We start from the raw sequence: 17,860 nt of genomic DNA, 5'->3' as shown, positions 1-17,860 counted from the left end.
TTCCCCATCCAAGTCAGCCACACGAGAGCACGAGGAGTCAGCGAACAATGGCCTTCTCCGTCCAGATGCCCGCACTCGGTGAGAGTGTCACCGAGGGCACGGTCACCCGGTGGTTGAAGCAGGAAGGCGACCGGGTGGAGGTGGACGAGCCGTTGCTCGAGGTGTCCACCGACAAGGTCGACACCGAGATCCCGTCCCCGGCGGCCGGCGTCCTGCAGAAGATCGTCGCGCAGGAGGACGACACCGTCGAGGTCGGCGGCGAGCTCGCGGTCATCGGCGACGGTGACGGCGGTTCCTCCAGCTCGGCCCCGGCCCCCGCCCAGGAGTCCGCGCCCGAACCCCGGCAGGAGGAGCCGCAGCAGACGCAGCCCTCCGCGCAGCCGTCCGAGGCCGCGCAGGAAGCCGCCCCGGCGCAGGCCCCAGCCCAGTCCGGTGGTCCGGCCGAGGGCACCGACGTCACGATGCCCGCGCTCGGCGAGTCCGTCACCGAGGGCACCGTCACCCGCTGGCTGAAGCAGGTCGGCGACAGCGTCGAGGTCGACGAGCCGCTGCTCGAGGTCTCGACCGACAAGGTCGACACCGAGATCCCGTCGCCGGCCGCGGGCACGCTGCTCGAGATCACCGCGGGCGAGGACGAGACCGTCGAGGTCGGCGGCAAGCTCGCCGTCATCGGGTCGGGCAGCCCCGCGCAGTCCGCTCCCGCGCCCGAGAGCAAGCCCGAGCCGCAGCAGTCCGCCCCGGCCCCGGCTCCGCAGCAGCAGCAGCAGGCACCGGCTCCGCAGCAGCAGCAGTCGGCTCCGGCACCGGCCCCGCAGCAGGCCCCGGCCCCGCAGGCCGCGCCGCAGCAGCAGGCACCGGCTCCCGCCTCGTCCTCGGACGACGCGAACGGCACCCCGTACGTCACCCCGCTCGTGCGCAAGCTCGCGTCGGAGAACGGCATCGACCTGGGCTCGCTCAAGGGCACCGGCGTCGGTGGCCGCATCCGCAAGCAGGACGTGCTCGCCGCCGTCGAGGCCAAGAAGGCCCCGGCTCCGGCGCCGCAGCAGCAGGCTCCGGCCGCCTCCGCCCCGGCCGCCCGCACCGCGACCCCCGTCGCGGCCGACAACTCGGGCAAGCGCGGCACCGTGCAGAAGCTCCCGCGTCTGCGCCAGATCGTGGCGCAGCGCACGCGGGAGTCGCTGCAGATGTCGGCCCAGCTCACCCAGGTGTTCGAGGTCGACGTCACCAAGATCGCCCGCCTGCGCAACCAGGCGAAGAAGGCGTTCGAGGCGCGGGAGGGCGCGAAGCTCACGTTCCTGCCGTTCTTCGCCAAGGCCGCCATCGAGGCGCTCAAGGCCCACCCGGTGCTCAACGCGTCGATCGACGAGGAGCGCAAGGAGGTCACCTACCACGGTGCCGAGCACCTCGGCCTGGCGATCGACACGGAGCGCGGCCTGCTCAACGCCGTGATCCACAACGCCGGTGACCTGAACCTGTCGGGCATCGCCCACAAGATCGGTGACCTGGCCGCTCGTGCCCGTTCGAACAAGCTCACCCCGGACGAGCTCACCGGCGGCACGTTCTCGCTGACCAACCTGGGCAGCAACGGCGCGCTCTTCGACACCCCGATCATCCAGCAGCCGCAGGTCGGCATCCTGGGCGTCGGCGTCGTGAAGAAGCGCCCGGTCGTCATGACCGACGAGGACGGCAACGACACCATCGCGATCCGCTCGATGATGTACCTCGCGCTCACGTACGACCACCGCCTGGTCGACGGCGCCGACGCGGGCCGCTTCCTCACGACGGTCAAGAACCGCCTGGAGGAGGGCGCGTTCGAGGCCGACCTCGGTCTCTGACCCGCCGGACACCACTGCCGAAGGCCACCCCGGTCGGTACCGGGGTGGCCTTCGGCACATCCGTGCCACTGTGCACGTACCGGCCGGTTGCGGAACGATCTAGCCATGCGCGTTGTCATCGCGGGATCGTCGGGCCTGATCGGAACGAGCCTGGTGGCGTCGATGCGCGCCGCCGGCCACGAGGTGCTGCGGCTCGTGCGCCGCAAGGCCGCCGCTCCCGACGAACGCGGCTGGGACCCGTACGCCGGGCGCATCGACGAGGGCACGTTCGACGGTGCCGGCGCCGTCGTCAACCTGTGCGGCGCGGGCATCGGCGACAAGCGGTGGGACGACGCGCGCAAGCAGGTGCTGCACGACAGCCGCGTCGTGCCGGCCGAGGTGCTGTCGGCGGCGGTCGTCGAGCACGGGGTTCCGGCGCTGGTGAACGCGTCGGGTGCCCACTTCTACGGCGACACCGGCGCCCGGCTCGTGGCCGAGGACGCGCCGGGCGGCCACACGTTCATGGCCCGGCTGACCCAGGACTGGGAGGCGGCGACGTCCGCCGCGCGGGAAGCCGGTGTGCGTGTCGTGCTCATGCGCACGGCTGTCGTCATCTCCCCGTCGGGCGGGGTGTTCGGGCGGTTGAAGCCGGTGTTCCAGCTCTTCCTGGGCGGCCGGCTCGGGACCGGGGAGCAGTTCTTCCCGTGGGTGTCGCTGGACGACGTCGTCTCCGCGTACCGGTTCGTCGTCGAGCACGAGGAGATCAGGGGGCCGGTGAACGTCGCCGCGCCCGGCGCGGTGACGAACGCCGAGTTCACCAGGGCGGTCGGCACGGCGCTGCGCAGGCCGACGCCGTGGGTGGTGCCGGCGTTCGCCCTCAAGGCGTTGCTCGGCGGTGAGATGGCCCAGGAACTGCTGCTGAGCGGACCGGGCCTGGCGCCGGAGGTGCTGGAGAGCCGCGGGTTCCAGTTCCTGCACCCGGCACTGCCGGCCGCGCTGACCGCGGCGGTCGCATGACGCGAGCCGTCGCCGCCGTTCTGGTGATCTCCTGGGTGCTGCTCGGCATGCCGGAGCTCACCGGGCTCGACGCGTGGGTGCACGACGCCCTGCCGCGCCCGGAGTGGCTGCGCGACATCGCGTTCGTGGTGAGCCTGGTGCTGGGGCCGACGCTCGGGTGGGCGTTCGCGGCGGTGCTGTTCGGGCTCGCGTGGTGGCGGCACGATCCGCGGTTGTGGAAGGCGTTGGCGGTGCACGGGTTGTGCTGCGCGACGGTGCTCACGCGCTACCTCTTCGACCGGGTGCGACCCGTCGAGTACCACCTGCCGAGCTACCCGAGCGGACACACGGTGGCGGTCGCGTCGATCGGGTTCACGCTGGTCGTGCTGCTCAAGCGCGGGGTGCTGTGGGCCGTGCTGGCGGTGCTGGTCGCCGGGTTCGCGAGGGTCGTGCTGGAGATGCACTGGGTCACCGACGTCATCGGCGCCGTGCTGGGTGTGACGGGCGTTGGTCTCGTGGCCGCACTCGCGCTGGGGTTGGTAACGTCGGGTCGTGAACTCGTGCCGCGCCTCGTCAGACCCCGTCGTCGTCCGTGAGCTGGGGCTCATCGACTACATGGCGGCGTGGGACCTGCAGAAGGAGATCGCGCGGGAGCGCGCCGACGGCACCGGCCCCGACACGCTCCTGCTGCTGGAGCACCCGCCGGTCTACACGTGCGGCAGGCGCACCCTCGACGAGGAGCGCCCGCGCGGCGGCGACACCCCGGTCATCGACGTCGACCGCGGCGGCAAGATCACCTGGCACGGCCCGGGTCAGCTGGTCGGCTACCCGATCGTCGGGCTGAGCGAGCCGATGGACGTCGTCGACTACGTCCGCCGGATCGAGCAGGGCCTGATCGAGGTGTGCGACCGGCTCGGCGTGCACACCGGCCGGGTCGAGGGCCGCAGCGGCGTGTGGATCCCCGCCGACGACCGCGGCCCGGAGCGCAAGGTGGCCGCCATCGGCATCCGCGTGCAGCGCGGCGTGACCATGCACGGCTTCGAGATCAACTGCAACGCGAGCCTCGACGCGTTCGGCGACATCATCCCGTGCGGCATCAAGGACGCGGGCGTCGCCTCGCTCTCGCACGAGCTCGGCCGGGACGTCACCGTGGCCGAGGTGCTGCCGATGGCCCGTGACGCCGTGCTCGCGGCGCTGGAGGGCACGCTCCCCCTGGCGGACCGCACGCTGGCCCGCACCGAACCCGTCGCCGCGGGCATCACCTTCGCTAGCATTCCGTAGCCCCGCGGCGGGGAGCCGCGGGATTCCGGAGGGAGTGCGTCGTGATGTTGTCCCGACGCCAGTTGTTCACGGCTGCCGGAGTGGCGGCACTCGCGTCAGCAGGACTGCCCGCGGGTGCGGCGGCGGTGGCCGCGCCCGGAGGCGTCTGGAGCGGTGAGATCCAGGTCGGCGAGTGGGAGCGCTACTACCTCGGCCTCGACGGCGGGGCGCACCAGGTGGCCCTCGGCGCGTTCGGCATCCCGCACACCGACGGCGTCCACGCCGACGAGCAGTACCGGATGGTGCCGGTCGAGTCCGTGCGCAGGGCCGCGGTGGAGTTCGGTGACCACGCGGCCGCCGACGTGGTGCGCGCCCGCCTCGGGCTCGGCTCGCCGTCGATGCTCGGGCTCGGCCTCGAGCTGGTGCTCGGGCAGCGCGGGCTGGAGGAGCGCTACCTCGACGACCCCGCGCTGCAACTGCGGTACCTCGGGCTCCGGCGGCGCTTCGCGGACCACGTGATGCCGATGCACCCCGCGGTCCGCGCGGCGCTCGCCTGACGTCCGCCGCGTCAGACCAGCTGCGGTGCGACGTCCATCGCGACGTCGGTGATGTGGTCGAGGTCGGAGAGGTCCAGCACCTGCAGGTAGACGCGCTGGACACCGGTCGCGTCCCGCCACTGGCCGATGCGGTCGACGACCTCGGCCGGGGAGCCGGCGAGACCGTTCTGCCGGAGCTCGTCCACCTCGCGGCCGATCGCGGCGGCCCGGCGGGCGACGTCCGCGTCGGTGCGGCCGACGCACGCGACGAGGGCGACCGAGCGGATGATCTCGCCGGGGTCGCGGCCCATCTCCGCGCACGCGGCGTCGACCCTGGCGAACTGCTCGACCGCCTGGTCGATGCCGACGAACGGCAGGTTGAACTCGGTGGCGTAGGAAGCGGCGAGCGCCGGGGTGCGCTTGGCGCCCGTGCCGCCGATGAGCACCGGGACGCGGTCCTGCGCGGGCTTGGGCAGGGCGGGCGAGTCGGTGAGCGAGTAGTGCTTGCCCTCGAACGAGAAGGTGCCGCCGAGCGGGGTCTCCCACAGCCCGGTGATGATCGCGAGCTGCTCCTCGTAGCGCTCGAAGCGCTCCCCGAGCGCCGGGAACGGGATGCCGTAGGCGGTGTGCTCTGCCTCGTACCAGCCGGCGCCGATGCCGAACTCCACGCGGCCACCGGACATCTGGTCGACCTGGGCGACGCTGATGGCGAGCGGTCCTGGGTAGCGGAACGTCGCGGCGGTCATCAGCGTGCCCAGGCGGATCGTCGTCGTGTCGCGGGCGAGACCCGCGAAGGTGATCCACGGGTCCGTCGGGCCGGGCAACCCGTCGGCCGACCCCATGCTCAGGAAGTGGTCGGAGCGGAAGAAGGCGCCGTAGCCGGCGTCCTCGGCCGTCCTGGCCACGCGGAGCAGGTCGTCGTAGCTCGCCCCCTGCTGGGGCTCGGTGAAGATGCGCAGTTCCACGAAGAGCAAATCTAGTCCGTGGAAAAGCGCGGCGCAGGGACGGCGGCGCCGTCGGAGGTGAACACCCCGCGTGCTACGAGGTGCGGGTGCGAGGCCGCCTCCTCCAGCGTGAGCACCGGGGTCACGCAGGCATCGGTCGACGCGAACACCTCCGACCACTCGTCGCGGGTCCGCGTCCGGAACACCTCGGCGAACGTCTTGCGCAGCAACGGCCAGGACGCGCGGTCCAGTTGGTCGGGCAGGTCGGCGGCGTTCAGCCCCAGTCCCGCCACCAGCAAGGCGTAGAACTGCGGCTCCAGCGACCCCACGGCCACCGAGCGGCCGTCCAGGCACTCGTACAGCCCGTAGAACGGGCACCCGCCGTCGAGCAGGTTCGAGTCCGGGGCGTCCTCCCACACCGACTGCGCCTTCATCGACCAGATCATCTGCGCGAGCGAGGCCACCCCGTCGACGATCGCCGCGTCGACGACCTGACCGCGGCCGGTGCGCTGCCGTTCCCACAGCGCCGCCAGCACGCCCAGCACCAGGTACAGCGATCCCCCGCCGAAGTCGCCGACGAGGTTGAGCGGCGGCTTGCCGATCGCGTGCAGGACGCCGGTCACCGACAGGTAGTTGATGTCGTGGCCGGCTCGCTGCGCCAGCGGGCCGGCCTGGCCCCAGCCGGTCATCCTGGCGTAGACCAGGCCGGGGTTGACCGCGAGGCAGTCGGACGGGCCGAGCCCGAGCCGTTCCAGCACACCGGGCCGGAAGCCCTCGATCACCACGTCGGCCGACGCGACCAGCGACAGGACCGTGGCGCGGCCGTCGGCGGACTTCAGGTCCGCGGACACCGAACGCCTGCCGCGCAACAGGAAGTCGCGGGAGGCGTCCGGCACCACGGACAGACCGCCGGACGGGCGCTCGACGCGCACGACCTCCGCGCCGAGGTCGGCGAGCAGCATCGCGGCGTGCGGGCCGGGGCCGATGCCGCCGAACTCGACGACCTTCAGCCCGTCGAGAACCGCCATCAGGCTTCGGACGGCTGCGAGTCGAAGGACAGGCGCGGGCTGAAGATCGCGCCGTGCGACTCGGCCAGTCCGCGCATCGCCTTGGCGTGGTTGCCGAAGTCCGGGTGTCCCAGCGCCGCGCGCAGGGCGTCGGCGCTCTCCCACAGCGCGATGTTGATGTAGGACGCCGGGTCGTCGAGCTGGCGCGACAGCGTGTACTTGATCAGGCCGGGCTGCTCCCGCAGGAACGCCGCCGTCGAGTCGAAGGCCTTCTCGAACTCCTCGGGGTCACCGGTGAGGGTGAAGCGGTTGACGAAGGTGATCATGCTGGCACTCCCCTGCAGAAACGTTGTCAGGCTGGGAAAACCATGCCCACCGCGTCTTGAGACGTGCTCAAGGAACGCCCGCCAGGCTCAGCACCATGCGCATCATCGATCTGTCTTCCCCCATTGACGCAACCGCGTACGAAGCGGACCCGGTGACGCACGAGGTGCTCACGGCCGCCCAGGGTGCCGAACACATGGCCGAGCAGCTCAAGGCGCGGCTCGGCATCGACTTCGACGTGTCCGTGCTGCGGGACTCCGAGTTCCTGACGCTGGACCGGATCAGCCTGACCTCCCACACCGGCACGCACGTCGACGCGCCGTCGCACTACGGCTCCAAAACCACCTATGGCAACGGGATCCCGCGCCACATCGACGAGATGCCGCTGGAGTGGTTCCACAACCCCGGCGTGAAGCTCGACGTCCGCGGCCACGGCACCGGCGCCATCGGCCCCGAGGTGCTGGAGAAGGAGTTCGCCCGCATCGGCTACACGCCGAAGCCGATGGACATCGTCGTCCTCGACACCGGTGCGGCCGAGCACGCGGGCACCCAGACGTACTTCACCGACTACACCGGACTCGACGGCCCCGCCACGAACCTGTTGCTGGACCTCGGGGTCAAGGTGATCGCCACCGACGCGTTCAGCCTCGACGCGCCGTTCCCCGACATCGTCAAGCGGTACCTGGCGAGCGGGGACGAGAGCGTGCTCTGGCCCGCGCACTTCGCCGGCCGCGACCGCGAGTACTGCCAGATCGAACGGCTCGCGAACCTGGACGCGCTGCCGGACTTCGGTTTCACCGTCGTCGCCTTCCCGGTCAAGATCAAGGGCGCCGGCGCGGGCTGGACCAGGGCCGTCGCCCTGCTCGACGACTAGTGCTCAAGTGAGAGCTGAATCACCGTACCTACCGTGAAAGGTATGGAAACCAGCGAAACATGGCCACCCGAGAACGAGGACCACATCGTCCGCGGCATCGACTGAATGCCCGCCAAAGGGCCGCCCTCCGACCGGAGGGCGGCCCTTTTACCGGTGTCACGCCAGCCGGGCGCGAGCCGTCTCGACGGAGTCCGCGGCGTCCAGCAACGGCAGCACCTGCGAGGCACCCGACCGCACGGCCTTGGTGCGACGCGCGAACGACGTGAGCGTCTGGCCGGGTCCCGCTTCCACCAGCAGGACGTCGTACATCGCCACCAGCTCGTTCAGCGCCGGTCCGAAGTAGACGGCATCGGTCAGCTGACGGGTCCAGAACCGGGGCGACAGCGCGTCCTCGGCGGTCATCAGCTTGCCGGTGTAGCCCGAGTACACCGGCATCGACGGTGCGACCGGCGCAGCGCTCCACGACGCCAGCGCCTCGTCCACGGCGGGCTGCATGGCCGGGCTGTGGAACGGCGTGGAGGCCGGCACGGTCACCACGACGTACTCGTCCGCCTCCAGCCGCGCCCGCACGCGGGCCAGCGGCTCGTCGGGCCCGGCGAGCATCGTCTGCCGGGCCGAGTTCACGGCGGCGATCGCGACGTCGCCCTCCAGGTACGGCACCAGGTCGGCCTCGGCCGCCGCCACGGCCAGCATGCCGCCGGACGGGATCGGCACGGCCGACAGCACCCGGTCCCGCACCAGCGAGACGGCCTCCTCCAGGGAGAAGACCCCGGCCAGCGTCGCCGCGACCACCTCGCCCGCGGAGTGCCCGATCAGCGCGACGGGCTCGACGCCCCACGACAGGACGGTGCGTCCCAGCGCGTAGTCGACCGCGAAGAGCAGCGGCTGCGCGCGCGAGACGTGGTCGACGTCGGCGCCCGAGAGCCAGTCCTCGCAGGCGGCGGAACCCACTTCGCCGAACAGCTCGAACACCTCGTCGACCACCGAGGTGAACACGGCGTCCGTGCCGTACAGCGACGCCGCCATCCGCGGGTACTGCGACCCCTGCCCCGGAAACATCAGCGCTACATCCACAAGTTCCTCCAGAGACGGCTCGAGGGCCGCGAAGGAGACACCTTCGCGGCCCTCGAGGCCTGACATCACCTGTACTCGCGAACCACCATGGCGGAGTTGAAGCCGCCCTTGCCGCGCCCGAGCACCAGGGCGGCCTTCACCTTGCCGTGCCGCGCCTCGTTCATCACGAGGTCGATCTCGTACTCCGGCACGGGGTTCTCGACGTTGATGGTCGGCGGGATCGCGCTCCAGTAGATGGAGAGGATCGCCGACGCCACGTCGAGGGAGCCGCCGCCCGCGAACAGGCGGCCCGTCATGGTCTTCGGCGCCGTCACCGGCACGCCGAACGGCCCGAAGATGCCCTTGATCGCCTCGGCCTCCGCCTTGTCGAGCTCGGGGATGCCCGCCGCGTCGGCGAACACCACGTCGATCTCCGAGGCGTCCATGCCGGCGTCGCGCAGCGCGAGCTCCGCCGCCCTCTTCAGCCCCGGCTCCCGCGACGGCATCTTCGAGTCGAACGTCGAGGCGTAGCCGACGATCTCGCCGTAGATCCTGGTGCCGGGACGCCCGGCCGCCGACTCCGGCGTCTCGACCACCATGATCGCGCCGCCCTCACCGGCGACGTACCCGGAGGCGTCGCGGTCGAACGGCAGGTAGGCGCGCTTCGGGTTGTTGTTGCGGGACAGGCAACCCGAGGCCTGGTGGGCGACCCACGCCCACGGGCACAGCGAGGAGTCCATGCCGCCGGTGAGGGCGAGCTGGACGCCCTTGCGCAGCTGGCGCCGTGCGTGCCCGATGGAGTCGATGCCACCGGCCTGCTCGGACACCACCACCGCGCCGGGACCGCGGGTGCCGTGGCGGATGGAGATCTGGCCCGTGTTGACCGCGTAGAACCACGCGAACGACTGGTACGCCGAGACGTACTCCGGGCCCTGGTGCCACAGCTTCTGCAGCTCGCGCTGGCCGAACTCGTACCCGCCCGCCGTCGCCGCGGTGATCACCGCGATGTCGGTGTCCGGGATGTCGTTGGGCTGCACACCCGCGCCGCGCAACGCCCAGTCCGTGCCCACCAGCGTCAACCGCGTCATGTGGTCCGTCTGCGGCAGGAGCCGGCCCTGCAGGTGCCGGCCTGCCTCGAAGCCCGGCACCTCACCGGCGATCTTCGCCCAGTAGTTGGCGCTGTCGAACCGGGTGATCGGCCTGATCGCCGCCTCCCCGTGCAGGGTCGCCCGCCAGTACGCGGTCGGCCCCAGCCCGTTCGGCGACGCGATGCCGATTCCCGTCACCACCGCCCGAGTCACCGGCCTGCCCCTTCCACCTTTTTGAGCACCATGGCGCTCTGGAATCCACCGAAGCCACTGCCCACGGTCAGGACCGTGTTGACCTTCTTCTCGCGCGCGACCAGCGGCGTGTAGTCGAGGTCGCACTCGGGGTCCGGCTCGTGCAGGTTCGCCGTCGGCGGGATGAGGTCCTGCTCGAACGCCAGCAGCGAGCCGACGATCTCCAGGGACCCGATCGCGCCCAGCGAGTGCCCGATCATCGACTTGAAGCCGGAGACCGGGGTCTTGTACGCGTGCGCACCGAGGCTGCGCTTGAACGCCGCGGTCTCGTGCAGGTCGTTCTGCTTGGTGCCCGACCCGTGCGCGTTGATGTAACCGACGTCCGTGGCGTCCGCCCGCGCCTGCTTCAGCGCGATGTTGATGGCGTCGGACATCTCGATGCCCTCGGGGTGCAGGCCCGTCATGTGGTAGGCGTTGCACCGCGAGGCGAAGCCGCCGATCTCGCCGTAGATGTGCGCACCGCGGGCGCGGGCGTGCTCCAGCTCCTCGAGCACGATGATCGCGCACCCCTCACCCAGCACCAGGCCGTCGCGGGTCTTGTCGAACGGCCGGCACGCCGTGGCGGGGTCGTCGTTGCGGGTGCTGGATGCGCGGATCACGTCGAAGCACACCACGGTGATCGGGGAGAGCGGGGCCTCGGTGCCGCCGGTGACGACGACGTCCGCGGAGCCCTCCATGATCAGCTCGGCCGCGTACCCGACCGAGTCGAGACCGGAGGTGCAGCCCGTGGAGACCACGGAGACCGGTCCTTCGGCGCCCACCGTCCACGCCAGCTCCGTCGCCATCGAGGACGGCGTGAAGTAGTCGTAGAGGTGCGGGACGGCGTAGGACTGGTCGACCTCCCAGTACTTGCCGCGGTCGGAGCCGACGATGAACTCGCGCTCCAGCGAGGTCGTGCAGCCGACCGCGGTGCCGAGCGAGACACCGATGCGGCCGGGGTCGAGCTGGTCGAACTCGATGCCGGAGTCGGACATCGCCTCACGACCCGCGACGACCGCGAACTGCGCGGCGCGGTCGAGACGGCGGATCTCCTGCGGCGTCAGGCCTTCGCGCACTGGATCGAAATCTGCTTCCCCCGCCATGCGGGAGCGGTACGGAGACGCGTCGAAGTGCGTGATGTTGCGAGTCGCCGTACGCCCTTCGGACAGCAGTTTCCAATACGCCTTCGTTCCGATGCCACCAGGTGCGACCACGCCCACCCCGGTGATGACGGCGCGACGACTCATCGGACACCTCCAATCGCCTTCTGTGCGGACACGGTCTGCTCCAATCTCGGACAGGGCACGGGAGCGACACCTGTTTCTGCCGAATGAACCGATGGTGAAACGGCCCGATCGAGGCCACCTCGAACGACGGCGTAGGACCCCTGTACGAGCCCCGCCCCCGCGCCGGCCGCGAACAGCTTCTTCGCCGCCGAACCGCCGTCGTCGTGACATCCGAAGCCGACGGGCACCCCGGTTTCCGCGACCGTCCCGACGATCTCGCCGATCTGGTCCGGCCACAGCGTGCCCGCCGTGTCGTGCAGCAACACGGTTTCCGCTCCAGCCTCGGCGGCCGTCAGCACGACCTCGAGCGCGTGCTCGGGGTCGGCCAGCCAGCCGTCGAAGAAGTCCCGCGCCTCGACGATCACTCGTCGTTCGGCGCGCACGAGTTGACGCACGGCCTCGCGGACCACCGAGAAGCCGTGCCCTTGGACAACCACTGCCACCGCGGGTGTCTCCGCGGCGATCAGCGCGGTGAGGTCCTCCGCACCGCCGGACGCGACGAGGGTCGCGGTCCGCAACCGGAGCTCGACCGCCGCCCTGCCGAAGAACGTCCTGCGGCCGGCCGGCCGGACCGGTCTTCCTCCGTCGACGAACGCGACACCGAGCGCGTCGAGACGCCGCGCCGCCACCAGTCTGTCCGAAGTGGACAGACTGGTGCGGCGCAGCGAGATGTCGTAGAGCTTCATCCGCAACCCCACGCGCCTCGTGGGCTAAAAGCCCGACAGGAGCACCCGGGAGGCCTCGATCTCGTAGGCGCAGGGGGCGACCTCCGAAGGACACCCCTCGCGCTGGTGCTCGACCGCGGCCTTCTCCAGGTACATGGACACCACGAAGAGCCCGTTGCGGCTTGCGGCGCGCGCCGCGGCGGTCAGCAGGTCCGCGCCACCCAGCCCCATCGCGGTCACCTCACCCGTTCTCCGCGAATTCCTTCGCGTGCCGCAGCGTCGTGAGGCTGTTGGTGCCCAGCGCGTGCCGGATGAGCTCGCGGGCGCGCTCGACCGTGCCGTCGGCGCCCAGCACCTCGGGCACGACCTCGGGCCGGATGACGACCGTGTGGTGCGAGGTCGCCTCGATCCCGGCCTCGATGCCGTCACCGATGTCCCGGAACGTCCACCTGCCGACGTGCGCCGCCATGATCGCCGGCGTGTGCGTCTGCTTGTAGACGATGCCCTCGTACGGGGTGCAGACCCGCACCGAGTGCGTGGTGTGGATCGACCCGTCCGGGCTGCGGGTGTCCATCTCCATGGACTGCACCCCGGTGACGGCTTCCTCGAGGTCCAGCCGCGCCACGTGCGGCAGGCGCTGCGGCCACAGGTCCGACCGGTAGAGGAACTCGTACACGTCCTTGCGGCTCGCGTGGATCGTGATGCTGTCGGAGAACGACAGCACCAGCTTGTCGTAGTCGTCGCCGTACTCGGCCGCCCGCTTGAGCGCGGCCAGCTCGGCTTCGCTGTTGTTGTTGACGGCGTTCAGGATGACGTCGACCGCCTCCGGCTGCGCCGCGGTGAAGTGGTGGAGCAGATCGACCCGGGTCGCCGAGTCGGCGATCGGGACGATCCGCCACTCCCCACCCATCGTCTTCACCGGTGCCGCCGAACGCTCCTGCTCGAAGGAGATGTGCAGGTTCGCCGGGTCGAGCCGGCGCCGGGACGTCCACGTGCGCACGTCACCGTTGGCGAACGCGTGCAACCGCAACCGCTCGGTCGAGCCGTCCCGTTCGAACACCTCGGCGTGCACCGTGGGTCCGAAGATGTACGGCCAGGTCGTCACGTCCGCGACCAGGTCGTACACCACCTTGGCGGGAGCCCCGATCATGACCGTGTGCGTGGTGGTGTGCGTCATGTCCGTCTCCGTTCCGGTTCGCCGGCGTCAGGCCGCGATCTGTCCGTTGACCTTGTCCAGCAGCTGACGCGGCGTCTCGATGTACGCCATCTGGTCGTCGGCGATGGCGACACCGTGCTTGCGCTTGATCAGCGCGACCGTCTCCAGCAGAGCGAGGGAGTCGAAGCCCAGCTCGAGGAACGGGATGTCGAGAATGTCCTGGCCCGGCTTGAACGAGTCGTCGTCGCCCGCGGCCTCGTTGAGGATCTCTTTGAGGCCCTCGATGGTCAGTGCGCTCACGGCTAGTTTCCTTTCCTCCAGCGGGCGGTTTCCGCGCGCCCACGTCTGAGGTTGCCAGCGCACGGCTGTGGGTCACTGGAGATGTCCTCGAAGAAACCGTTGCGGCACAAAGAAAAACGGCCCCCGCCACAGTGTGGCGGGGGCCGCTGGAGCCCAGCTCAGGCCAGCAGTCGCTGCAGCTGACGGGTCTCCGCGCTGTCCAGGCGCGGGTCGGACGTCAGGATGGCGTGCTGCAACGCCTGCAGGCGCGACGAGGGCTCGACGCCGAGCTCCTCGATCAACGTGTTGCGCAAAGCCTTGAAGGCGTCGAGCGCCTGCCACTGCCGGCCCGCGCGGAAGAGCGAGATCATGTACTGCGCACACAGGTTCTCGTTCATCGGGTTCTGCACGGTCAGCACGGAGAGCTCGCTGAGCAACGCCTTGTGCTTGCCCATCCGCAGCTCCGCGTCGATGCGCGTCTCCAGGACGCCCAGGCGGGCCTCCTCCAGGCGCACGACCTCGATGCCGAGCGGCATGCCGGGCCGCACGTCCACGACGGCCGTGCCGCGCCACATCTCCAGCGCCTGCCGCAGCAGCCGCGAGGCGTTGGCGTAGTCCTCGACGTCGTAGGCCTGCTGGCCGGCGCGGCCGAGGCGTTCGAACTCGTGCACGTCGACCGACTCCGGCGGCACGTCGAGCAGGTAGCCGCCGTAGCGGGTGACCAGCACCTCCTTGGCGCCGCTCTCACCGGACGACGACAGCGCGTCCCCGATCAGCTTGCGCAGCTGCAGGATGTAGGTCTGCAGGGTGGTGCGGGCGCTGCGCGGCGGGCGGTCGCCCCACAGCTCCTCTATCAGCGTGGGCACGGACACGACCTGTCCGGAGTGCAGCGCCAGCAGCGCCAGGATCTGCCGTGGCTTGGCCGCGGTGGGTGTCACCGAGCGACCGTTCACCTTGGCCTCCACCGGCCCCAGGACCTTGATCTGCATCGCGACCCCTCCTTCGGTTCCGAGCACACCATTAGTCTGCTCGGCCCAACGGGAGCGCGTTAGTGCACAGGCCATCGATGTCAGGTGAGTTCTGCCCGTGCCGGGTATGAAAACTTCATACGGGGGCGCATTAGCCGGTAACTACCGGGCCATTAGCGCGGATCCGCATGATTACCCACGACGAACCGGCCCCAAACATCGGAGACGCAAATGTTCCCCACCGCCACCCTGGAGCGTCTTACCCCGGCCTCCGCGACCGCCGACGACTCCGACGACATGAAGATCTACCAGTTCGACCGTGAGGCCTCGATGGACTGGTTCACCGGCATCATCTGGACGACCTGCTCGCCCGGCACGTACCGCGCGACCGACGAAGTCCTCGCGGCATGAGACCCGAGCTGGCCGAGCCGGACGCGCACCGCATCGGCTTCCGGCGCCACCTCCGCCCGCAGATCGTGCGGGGTGAGGCCGTGTACCTGATCGGGGAGTCTGGGGTCACCGCGATCCAGGGCCCCCACGTCGAGTCACTGGCGCCGCTGCTCGACGGCACCCGCGACCTCGCGGCCCTGCTGCGCGACCTGCCCGCCGGCCTGACGGCCGACGTGGTCGGCCGCATGCTCACCAGGCTCGCCGCGGCGGGACTGATCGGGCGGCGGGGCGAGGACGAGGACTGCTCGGCCGAGGCCACCCTCGCCTACTGGGACGCGGCGGGCCTCGACCCCGCGGACGCCGTGACGGCGACAACGACGTCGCTCGTCTCGGTCGTCACGATCGGCGACATCGACCGCGAAGCGCTCGTCGACGCCCTGCACCGCAACGAGCTCACCGTCACCTCGGGGAATGGTGACCTGACGGTCGTGGCGTGTGCCGACTACCTGGCGTCCGAGCTCCGCGACATCGACGACGCGCACCGCGCGGCGGGCAAGCCGTGGCTGCTGGTCAAGCCCGTGGGGGCGGAGGTGTCCGTCGGCCCCTTCTTCACCCCGGGCGACGGCCCGTGCTGGCGCTGCCTGGCGGCCCGGCTGTCGGCCAACCGCAAGGCCGAGGCGCACGTGAGGCGGCGGTGCGGACAACGGGGTCCCGCGCCGCGGCCGCTCATCGGACTGCCGTCGCTCACCGCGATGGCGCTGGAGATCGCGTCGGTGGAGACCGCCAAGTGGCTCGCCGGCATCCGCCAGGACACCCAGCGGTCCATCTGGAGCTACGACAGCCTGACCATGCAGGTCACGCAGCACGACGTGCGGGTCCGCCCGCAGTGCTCGGGCTGCGGCGACCCCGGGATCGTCGCGCGCAGGGCGTTCGAGCCGGTCGAGCTCACCAGCCGCGCGAAGCACTCCTGCGACGGCGGCGGCCACCGGTCGTCGCCGCCGCAGGAGGTGCTCGACACCTACCGGCACCTGATCGGCCCGGTCACCGGGATCGTGAAGGAGATCCGCCGCGACGACAACGGTCCCGAGTTCTTCAACTCCTTCCGGTCCGGCTCGAACATCGCCGCGGGGGACGGCATCGAAGGGCTGCGGTCGGCGTTGCGCGCGGACACCGGCGGCAAGGGCGTGACGGCGCTCGACGCCCAGGTCGGCGCGCTGTGCGAGGCCGTCGAACGGCGCAGCGGCTCCTTCGTCGGCGACGAGGCCGTGGTGCGAGGCTCCTACCGCTCGCTGGGCGAGCGCGCGATCCACCCCGACACCGTGCAGCACTACCACCCGCGCCAGTTCACGGGCCGCGAGGCGTGGAACGCGGCCCACTCGAGCTTCCAGCACGTCACCGCCCCGTTCGACGACGACGAGGTGATGGACTGGACCCCGCTGTGGTCGTTCACCGAGCAGCGGCACAAGCTCCTCCCCACCGGCATGCTCTACTTCGGCGCCCCCTGTCCGCCGAGCGTCACGTCGAACTCCAACGGGTGCGCCGCCGGCAGCAGCCTGGAAGACGCTGTGCTGCAAGGACTCCTGGAACTCGTCGAACGCGACGCGGTCGCCATCTGGTGGTACAACCGCATCCCGATGCCCGGCGTGGACCTCGACTCGTTCCAGGACCCGTGGATCAGCAAGAACGACGAGGTGCACGCGAGCCTCGGCCGCGAGGTCTGGCTGCTCGACGTCACGGCGGACCTCGGCGTACCGGTCATGGTCGCGGTCTCCCGCCGCACGGACGGCGGACCGCGCGAGGACGTCGTGCTCGGCTGCGGAGCGCACCTCGACCCGCGGATCGCCGCGCGCCGGGCGCTCACCGAGCTGAACCAGTGCATGCCGATGGTGTGCGGGTCCGCCGATCCGCGCACGCTCGACGTCGACGTGCGACGATGGTTCGAGGACACCAAGGTCTCCGACCACCCGTGGCTGCGCCCCGACCCCACCCGGCCCGCGCGCGACGTGCTGCACCACGGCTACACGCACCGCGGCGACCTGGTCGACGACATCCGCTCCATCCAGCACACCCTCGAAGCGCGCGGGATGGAGCTGCTGGCCCTCGACCAGACCAGGCCCGACTTCGGGCTTCCCGTGGTCCGGGTGGTCGTGCCGGGACTGCGGCACTTCTGGTCGAGGTTCGCTCAAGGGCGCCTCTACGACGTTCCCGTACAACTGGGGCTGTTGTCCCGTCCCCACCGCTACGACGAGCTGAACCCCATCCCACTGTTCATGTAGCTGCCAGAGCGGAGGCGCTGTGGTTCCCACCCGGTCGCACATCCCGGCCGGCCGGCCGCTGTGGTCGTTGCTGGAGGACGCGTTCGTCGACGAGGGGAGCGAGCACCTCACCGTGCACGGGAGGTGGGGCACGATCGAGATCGAGGACACCAGCCCCCTCGTGCGCGAGGCGTTGCACCGCATGAGCCTGGGACCGGTCGCGCTGGAGAACATCTCCGCCCTGCACGAGAACTTCGTGCGCTGGAAGACCGGCTCCGGGCCGTGCCTCATCTGGCGCAAGCTCAAGAACACGCTCGACCAGCTGGGGGGCTGCGTCGTGCCGTCGCTCGGGCTCAACGACGGTGCCGGGCCGATCCTCTCGGTCGTCGCGGTGACGCGGGACGCCATCTTCGCGTTGCCGCCGCTGGGCGACGACGAGCTCGTCACCATGCGGCGGGGCACCGAGATCGAGCGGCTCAACGGAGACCAGGCGCTGGCGTGTCCCGGTCTCGCCTACCAGGTGATCCTGCACGGCGCGCCGGCGACGGAGATCGCGAAGTCGCTGCTGGACGCGCGGAGCACGGTCGCCGCGGTGGCGGAAGCGTTGCAGGTCGAGAAGACCCTGGTCGCCGACGTCGTCGCCTACCTCGCCGGGGCCGGGCTCGTCGTCCCGGCGAGGTGTTGAGCAGCCGTCATGTTGCTCCGATCGGGGATCCCGAAAAGCGAGATTTCCC

The 17,860-nt window shown here is 70.8% G+C and carries 20 protein-coding genes; 9 read left to right on the top strand and 11 right to left on the bottom strand.

Going from position 1 to position 17,860, the window contains the following annotated elements; genetic code table 11:
• Nucleotides 1–47: 47 nt before the first annotated feature.
• The 5 genes from sucB (at nucleotide 48) to BMW88_RS12780 (ending at nucleotide 4,627) form a co-directional block, all read left to right on the top strand.
• Entirely contained in the window at nucleotides 48–1,835 is a 1,788-nt protein-coding gene (gene sucB, locus BMW88_RS12800) for a 2-oxoglutarate dehydrogenase, E2 component, dihydrolipoamide succinyltransferase (protein ID WP_089950904.1), read from the top strand.
• A gap of 105 nt (nucleotides 1,836–1,940) precedes the next feature.
• On the top strand, nucleotides 1,941–2,831 hold the full coding sequence (locus tag BMW88_RS12795; RefSeq protein ID WP_089950903.1) for a TIGR01777 family oxidoreductase: 891 nt from the start codon (nucleotides 1,941–1,943) through the stop codon (nucleotides 2,829–2,831).
• A complete protein-coding gene (locus BMW88_RS12790; RefSeq protein ID WP_089950902.1) occupies nucleotides 2,828–3,406 on the top strand; it encodes a phosphatase PAP2 family protein in 579 nt (192 codons plus the stop codon). Before BMW88_RS12795 ends, BMW88_RS12790 begins: the two co-directional genes overlap by 4 nt.
• The gene (lipB, locus tag BMW88_RS12785; protein ID WP_089950901.1) at nucleotides 3,363–4,091 is read left to right on the top strand and encodes a lipoyl(octanoyl) transferase LipB; all 729 of its coding nucleotides are present in this window, start codon (nucleotides 3,363–3,365) and stop codon (nucleotides 4,089–4,091) included. The genes BMW88_RS12790 and lipB overlap by 44 nt, the downstream gene beginning before the upstream one ends.
• Nucleotides 4,092–4,132: 41 nt before the next feature.
• Nucleotides 4,133–4,627, top strand: a complete 495-nt coding sequence (locus BMW88_RS12780) for a hypothetical protein (protein ID WP_143116057.1) — start codon at nucleotides 4,133–4,135, stop codon at nucleotides 4,625–4,627.
• An 11-nt stretch (nucleotides 4,628–4,638) separates the two neighbouring features.
• On the opposite strand, the gene BMW88_RS12775 is transcribed toward BMW88_RS12780, so the two are convergent.
• From BMW88_RS12775 to BMW88_RS12765, 3 genes are read right to left on the bottom strand one after another with little or no spacing between them, the layout of a single operon-like run.
• The gene (locus tag BMW88_RS12775) at nucleotides 4,639–5,571 is read right to left on the bottom strand and encodes an LLM class F420-dependent oxidoreductase (RefSeq protein WP_089951088.1); all 933 of its coding nucleotides are present in this window, start codon (nucleotides 5,569–5,571) and stop codon (nucleotides 4,639–4,641) included.
• 11 nt (nucleotides 5,572–5,582) lie between these two features.
• Nucleotides 5,583–6,578, bottom strand: coding sequence for a CaiB/BaiF CoA transferase family protein (locus BMW88_RS12770; RefSeq protein ID WP_425434649.1), 996 nt, complete (start codon nucleotides 6,576–6,578; stop codon nucleotides 5,583–5,585).
• Nucleotides 6,578–6,883, bottom strand: coding sequence for an antibiotic biosynthesis monooxygenase family protein (locus BMW88_RS12765; RefSeq protein ID WP_089950899.1), 306 nt, complete (start codon nucleotides 6,881–6,883; stop codon nucleotides 6,578–6,580). The genes BMW88_RS12770 and BMW88_RS12765 overlap by 1 nt, the downstream gene beginning before the upstream one ends.
• 95 nt (nucleotides 6,884–6,978) lie before the next feature.
• On the opposite strand from BMW88_RS12765, the gene BMW88_RS12760 reads away from it, so the two are divergent.
• Nucleotides 6,979–7,755, top strand: a complete 777-nt coding sequence (locus tag BMW88_RS12760; protein ID WP_089950898.1) for a cyclase family protein — start codon at nucleotides 6,979–6,981, stop codon at nucleotides 7,753–7,755.
• Between the two features lie 156 nt (nucleotides 7,756–7,911).
• Here BMW88_RS12760 and BMW88_RS12755 read toward each other — a convergent pair whose 3' ends face one another.
• From BMW88_RS12755 to BMW88_RS12720, 8 genes are all read right to left on the bottom strand, one after another.
• On the bottom strand, nucleotides 7,912–8,814 hold the full coding sequence (locus BMW88_RS12755) for an acyltransferase domain-containing protein (protein ID WP_177221076.1): 903 nt from the start codon (nucleotides 8,812–8,814) through the stop codon (nucleotides 7,912–7,914).
• Between the two features lie 80 nt (nucleotides 8,815–8,894).
• A complete protein-coding gene (locus tag BMW88_RS12750; RefSeq protein ID WP_089950896.1) occupies nucleotides 8,895–10,109 on the bottom strand; it encodes a ketosynthase chain-length factor in 1,215 nt (404 codons plus the stop codon).
• Nucleotides 10,106–11,374 (bottom strand): beta-ketoacyl-[acyl-carrier-protein] synthase family protein, encoded by a 1,269-nt coding sequence (locus BMW88_RS12745; RefSeq protein WP_089950895.1) that lies wholly within the window; start codon nucleotides 11,372–11,374, stop codon nucleotides 10,106–10,108. Before BMW88_RS12745 ends, BMW88_RS12750 begins: the two co-directional genes overlap by 4 nt.
• Entirely contained in the window at nucleotides 11,371–12,099 is a 729-nt protein-coding gene (locus BMW88_RS12740) for a beta/alpha barrel domain-containing protein (RefSeq protein WP_089950894.1), read from the bottom strand. Before BMW88_RS12740 ends, BMW88_RS12745 begins: the two co-directional genes overlap by 4 nt.
• 24 nt (nucleotides 12,100–12,123) lie before the next feature.
• Nucleotides 12,124–12,309 carry a hypothetical protein gene (locus BMW88_RS12735; protein WP_143116056.1) on the bottom strand — a complete coding sequence of 62 codons (186 nt, stop codon included), beginning with the start codon at nucleotides 12,307–12,309 and terminating at the stop codon, nucleotides 12,124–12,126.
• A gap of 10 nt (nucleotides 12,310–12,319) precedes the next feature.
• Nucleotides 12,320–13,255: an aromatase/cyclase gene (locus tag BMW88_RS12730; protein WP_089950892.1), complete on the bottom strand. Its 936-nt coding sequence runs from the start codon at nucleotides 13,253–13,255 to the stop codon at nucleotides 12,320–12,322.
• Nucleotides 13,256–13,282: 27 nt separating this feature from the next.
• Nucleotides 13,283–13,534 carry an acyl carrier protein gene (locus BMW88_RS12725; RefSeq protein ID WP_089950891.1) on the bottom strand — a complete coding sequence of 84 codons (252 nt, stop codon included), beginning with the start codon at nucleotides 13,532–13,534 and terminating at the stop codon, nucleotides 13,283–13,285.
• Between the two features lie 158 nt (nucleotides 13,535–13,692).
• Nucleotides 13,693–14,502 carry an AfsR/SARP family transcriptional regulator gene (locus BMW88_RS12720; RefSeq protein ID WP_089950890.1) on the bottom strand — a complete coding sequence of 270 codons (810 nt, stop codon included), beginning with the start codon at nucleotides 14,500–14,502 and terminating at the stop codon, nucleotides 13,693–13,695.
• Nucleotides 14,503–14,712: 210 nt separating this feature from the next.
• On the opposite strand from BMW88_RS12720, the gene BMW88_RS12715 reads away from it, so the two are divergent.
• Genes BMW88_RS12715 through BMW88_RS12705 form a run of 3 tightly spaced genes read left to right on the top strand, consistent with a single transcriptional unit; the run spans nucleotide 14,713 to nucleotide 17,811 of the window.
• The gene (locus BMW88_RS12715) at nucleotides 14,713–14,892 is read left to right on the top strand and encodes a hypothetical protein (protein ID WP_089950889.1); all 180 of its coding nucleotides are present in this window, start codon (nucleotides 14,713–14,715) and stop codon (nucleotides 14,890–14,892) included.
• Complete coding sequence (locus BMW88_RS12710) at nucleotides 14,889–17,147, top strand: TOMM precursor leader peptide-binding protein (protein ID WP_089950888.1); 2,259 nt, start codon at nucleotides 14,889–14,891, stop codon at nucleotides 17,145–17,147. The genes BMW88_RS12715 and BMW88_RS12710 overlap by 4 nt, the downstream gene beginning before the upstream one ends.
• A gap of 19 nt (nucleotides 17,148–17,166) precedes the next feature.
• Nucleotides 17,167–17,811, top strand: coding sequence for a hypothetical protein (locus tag BMW88_RS12705; protein ID WP_089950887.1), 645 nt, complete (start codon nucleotides 17,167–17,169; stop codon nucleotides 17,809–17,811).
• Nucleotides 17,812–17,860 lie beyond the last annotated feature (49 nt).

This window comes from Lentzea xinjiangensis, assembly GCF_900110955.1.
Taxonomy (GTDB): Bacteria; Actinomycetota; Actinomycetes; order Mycobacteriales; family Pseudonocardiaceae; genus Lentzea; species Lentzea xinjiangensis.
The sequence above is the reverse complement of the archived record's forward strand: the minus strand, read 5'-3'. Positions and strand labels throughout refer to the sequence as shown.

What these genes read in the sequence shown, in the direction of transcription:
- sucB (WP_089950904.1), top strand. Translation starts at nt 48, where the DNA reads ATGGCCTTCTCCGTCCAGATGCCCGCACTCGGTGAGAGTGTCACCGAG.
- BMW88_RS12795 (WP_089950903.1), top strand. Translation starts at nt 1,941, where the DNA reads ATGCGCGTTGTCATCGCGGGATCGTCGGGCCTGATCGGAACGAGCCTG.
- BMW88_RS12790 (WP_089950902.1), top strand. Translation starts at nt 2,828, where the DNA reads ATGACGCGAGCCGTCGCCGCCGTTCTGGTGATCTCCTGGGTGCTGCTC.
- BMW88_RS12770 (WP_425434649.1), bottom strand. Translation starts at nt 6,578, where the DNA reads ATGGCGGTTCTCGACGGGCTGAAGGTCGTCGAGTTCGGCGGCATCGGC.
- BMW88_RS12765 (WP_089950899.1), bottom strand. Translation starts at nt 6,883, where the DNA reads ATGATCACCTTCGTCAACCGCTTCACCCTCACCGGTGACCCCGAGGAG.
- BMW88_RS12760 (WP_089950898.1), top strand. Translation starts at nt 6,979, where the DNA reads ATGCGCATCATCGATCTGTCTTCCCCCATTGACGCAACCGCGTACGAA.
- BMW88_RS12755 (WP_177221076.1), bottom strand. Translation starts at nt 8,814, where the DNA reads ATGTTTCCGGGGCAGGGGTCGCAGTACCCGCGGATGGCGGCGTCGCTG.
- BMW88_RS12745 (WP_089950895.1), bottom strand. Translation starts at nt 11,374, where the DNA reads ATGAGTCGTCGCGCCGTCATCACCGGGGTGGGCGTGGTCGCACCTGGT.
- BMW88_RS12740 (WP_089950894.1), bottom strand. Translation starts at nt 12,099, where the DNA reads ATGAAGCTCTACGACATCTCGCTGCGCCGCACCAGTCTGTCCACTTCG.
- BMW88_RS12735 (WP_143116056.1), bottom strand. Translation starts at nt 12,309, where the DNA reads ATGGGGCTGGGTGGCGCGGACCTGCTGACCGCCGCGGCGCGCGCCGCA.
- BMW88_RS12730 (WP_089950892.1), bottom strand. Translation starts at nt 13,255, where the DNA reads ATGACGCACACCACCACGCACACGGTCATGATCGGGGCTCCCGCCAAG.
- BMW88_RS12720 (WP_089950890.1), bottom strand. Translation starts at nt 14,502, where the DNA reads ATGCAGATCAAGGTCCTGGGGCCGGTGGAGGCCAAGGTGAACGGTCGC.
- BMW88_RS12715 (WP_089950889.1), top strand. Translation starts at nt 14,713, where the DNA reads ATGTTCCCCACCGCCACCCTGGAGCGTCTTACCCCGGCCTCCGCGACC.
- BMW88_RS12710 (WP_089950888.1), top strand. Translation starts at nt 14,889, where the DNA reads ATGAGACCCGAGCTGGCCGAGCCGGACGCGCACCGCATCGGCTTCCGG.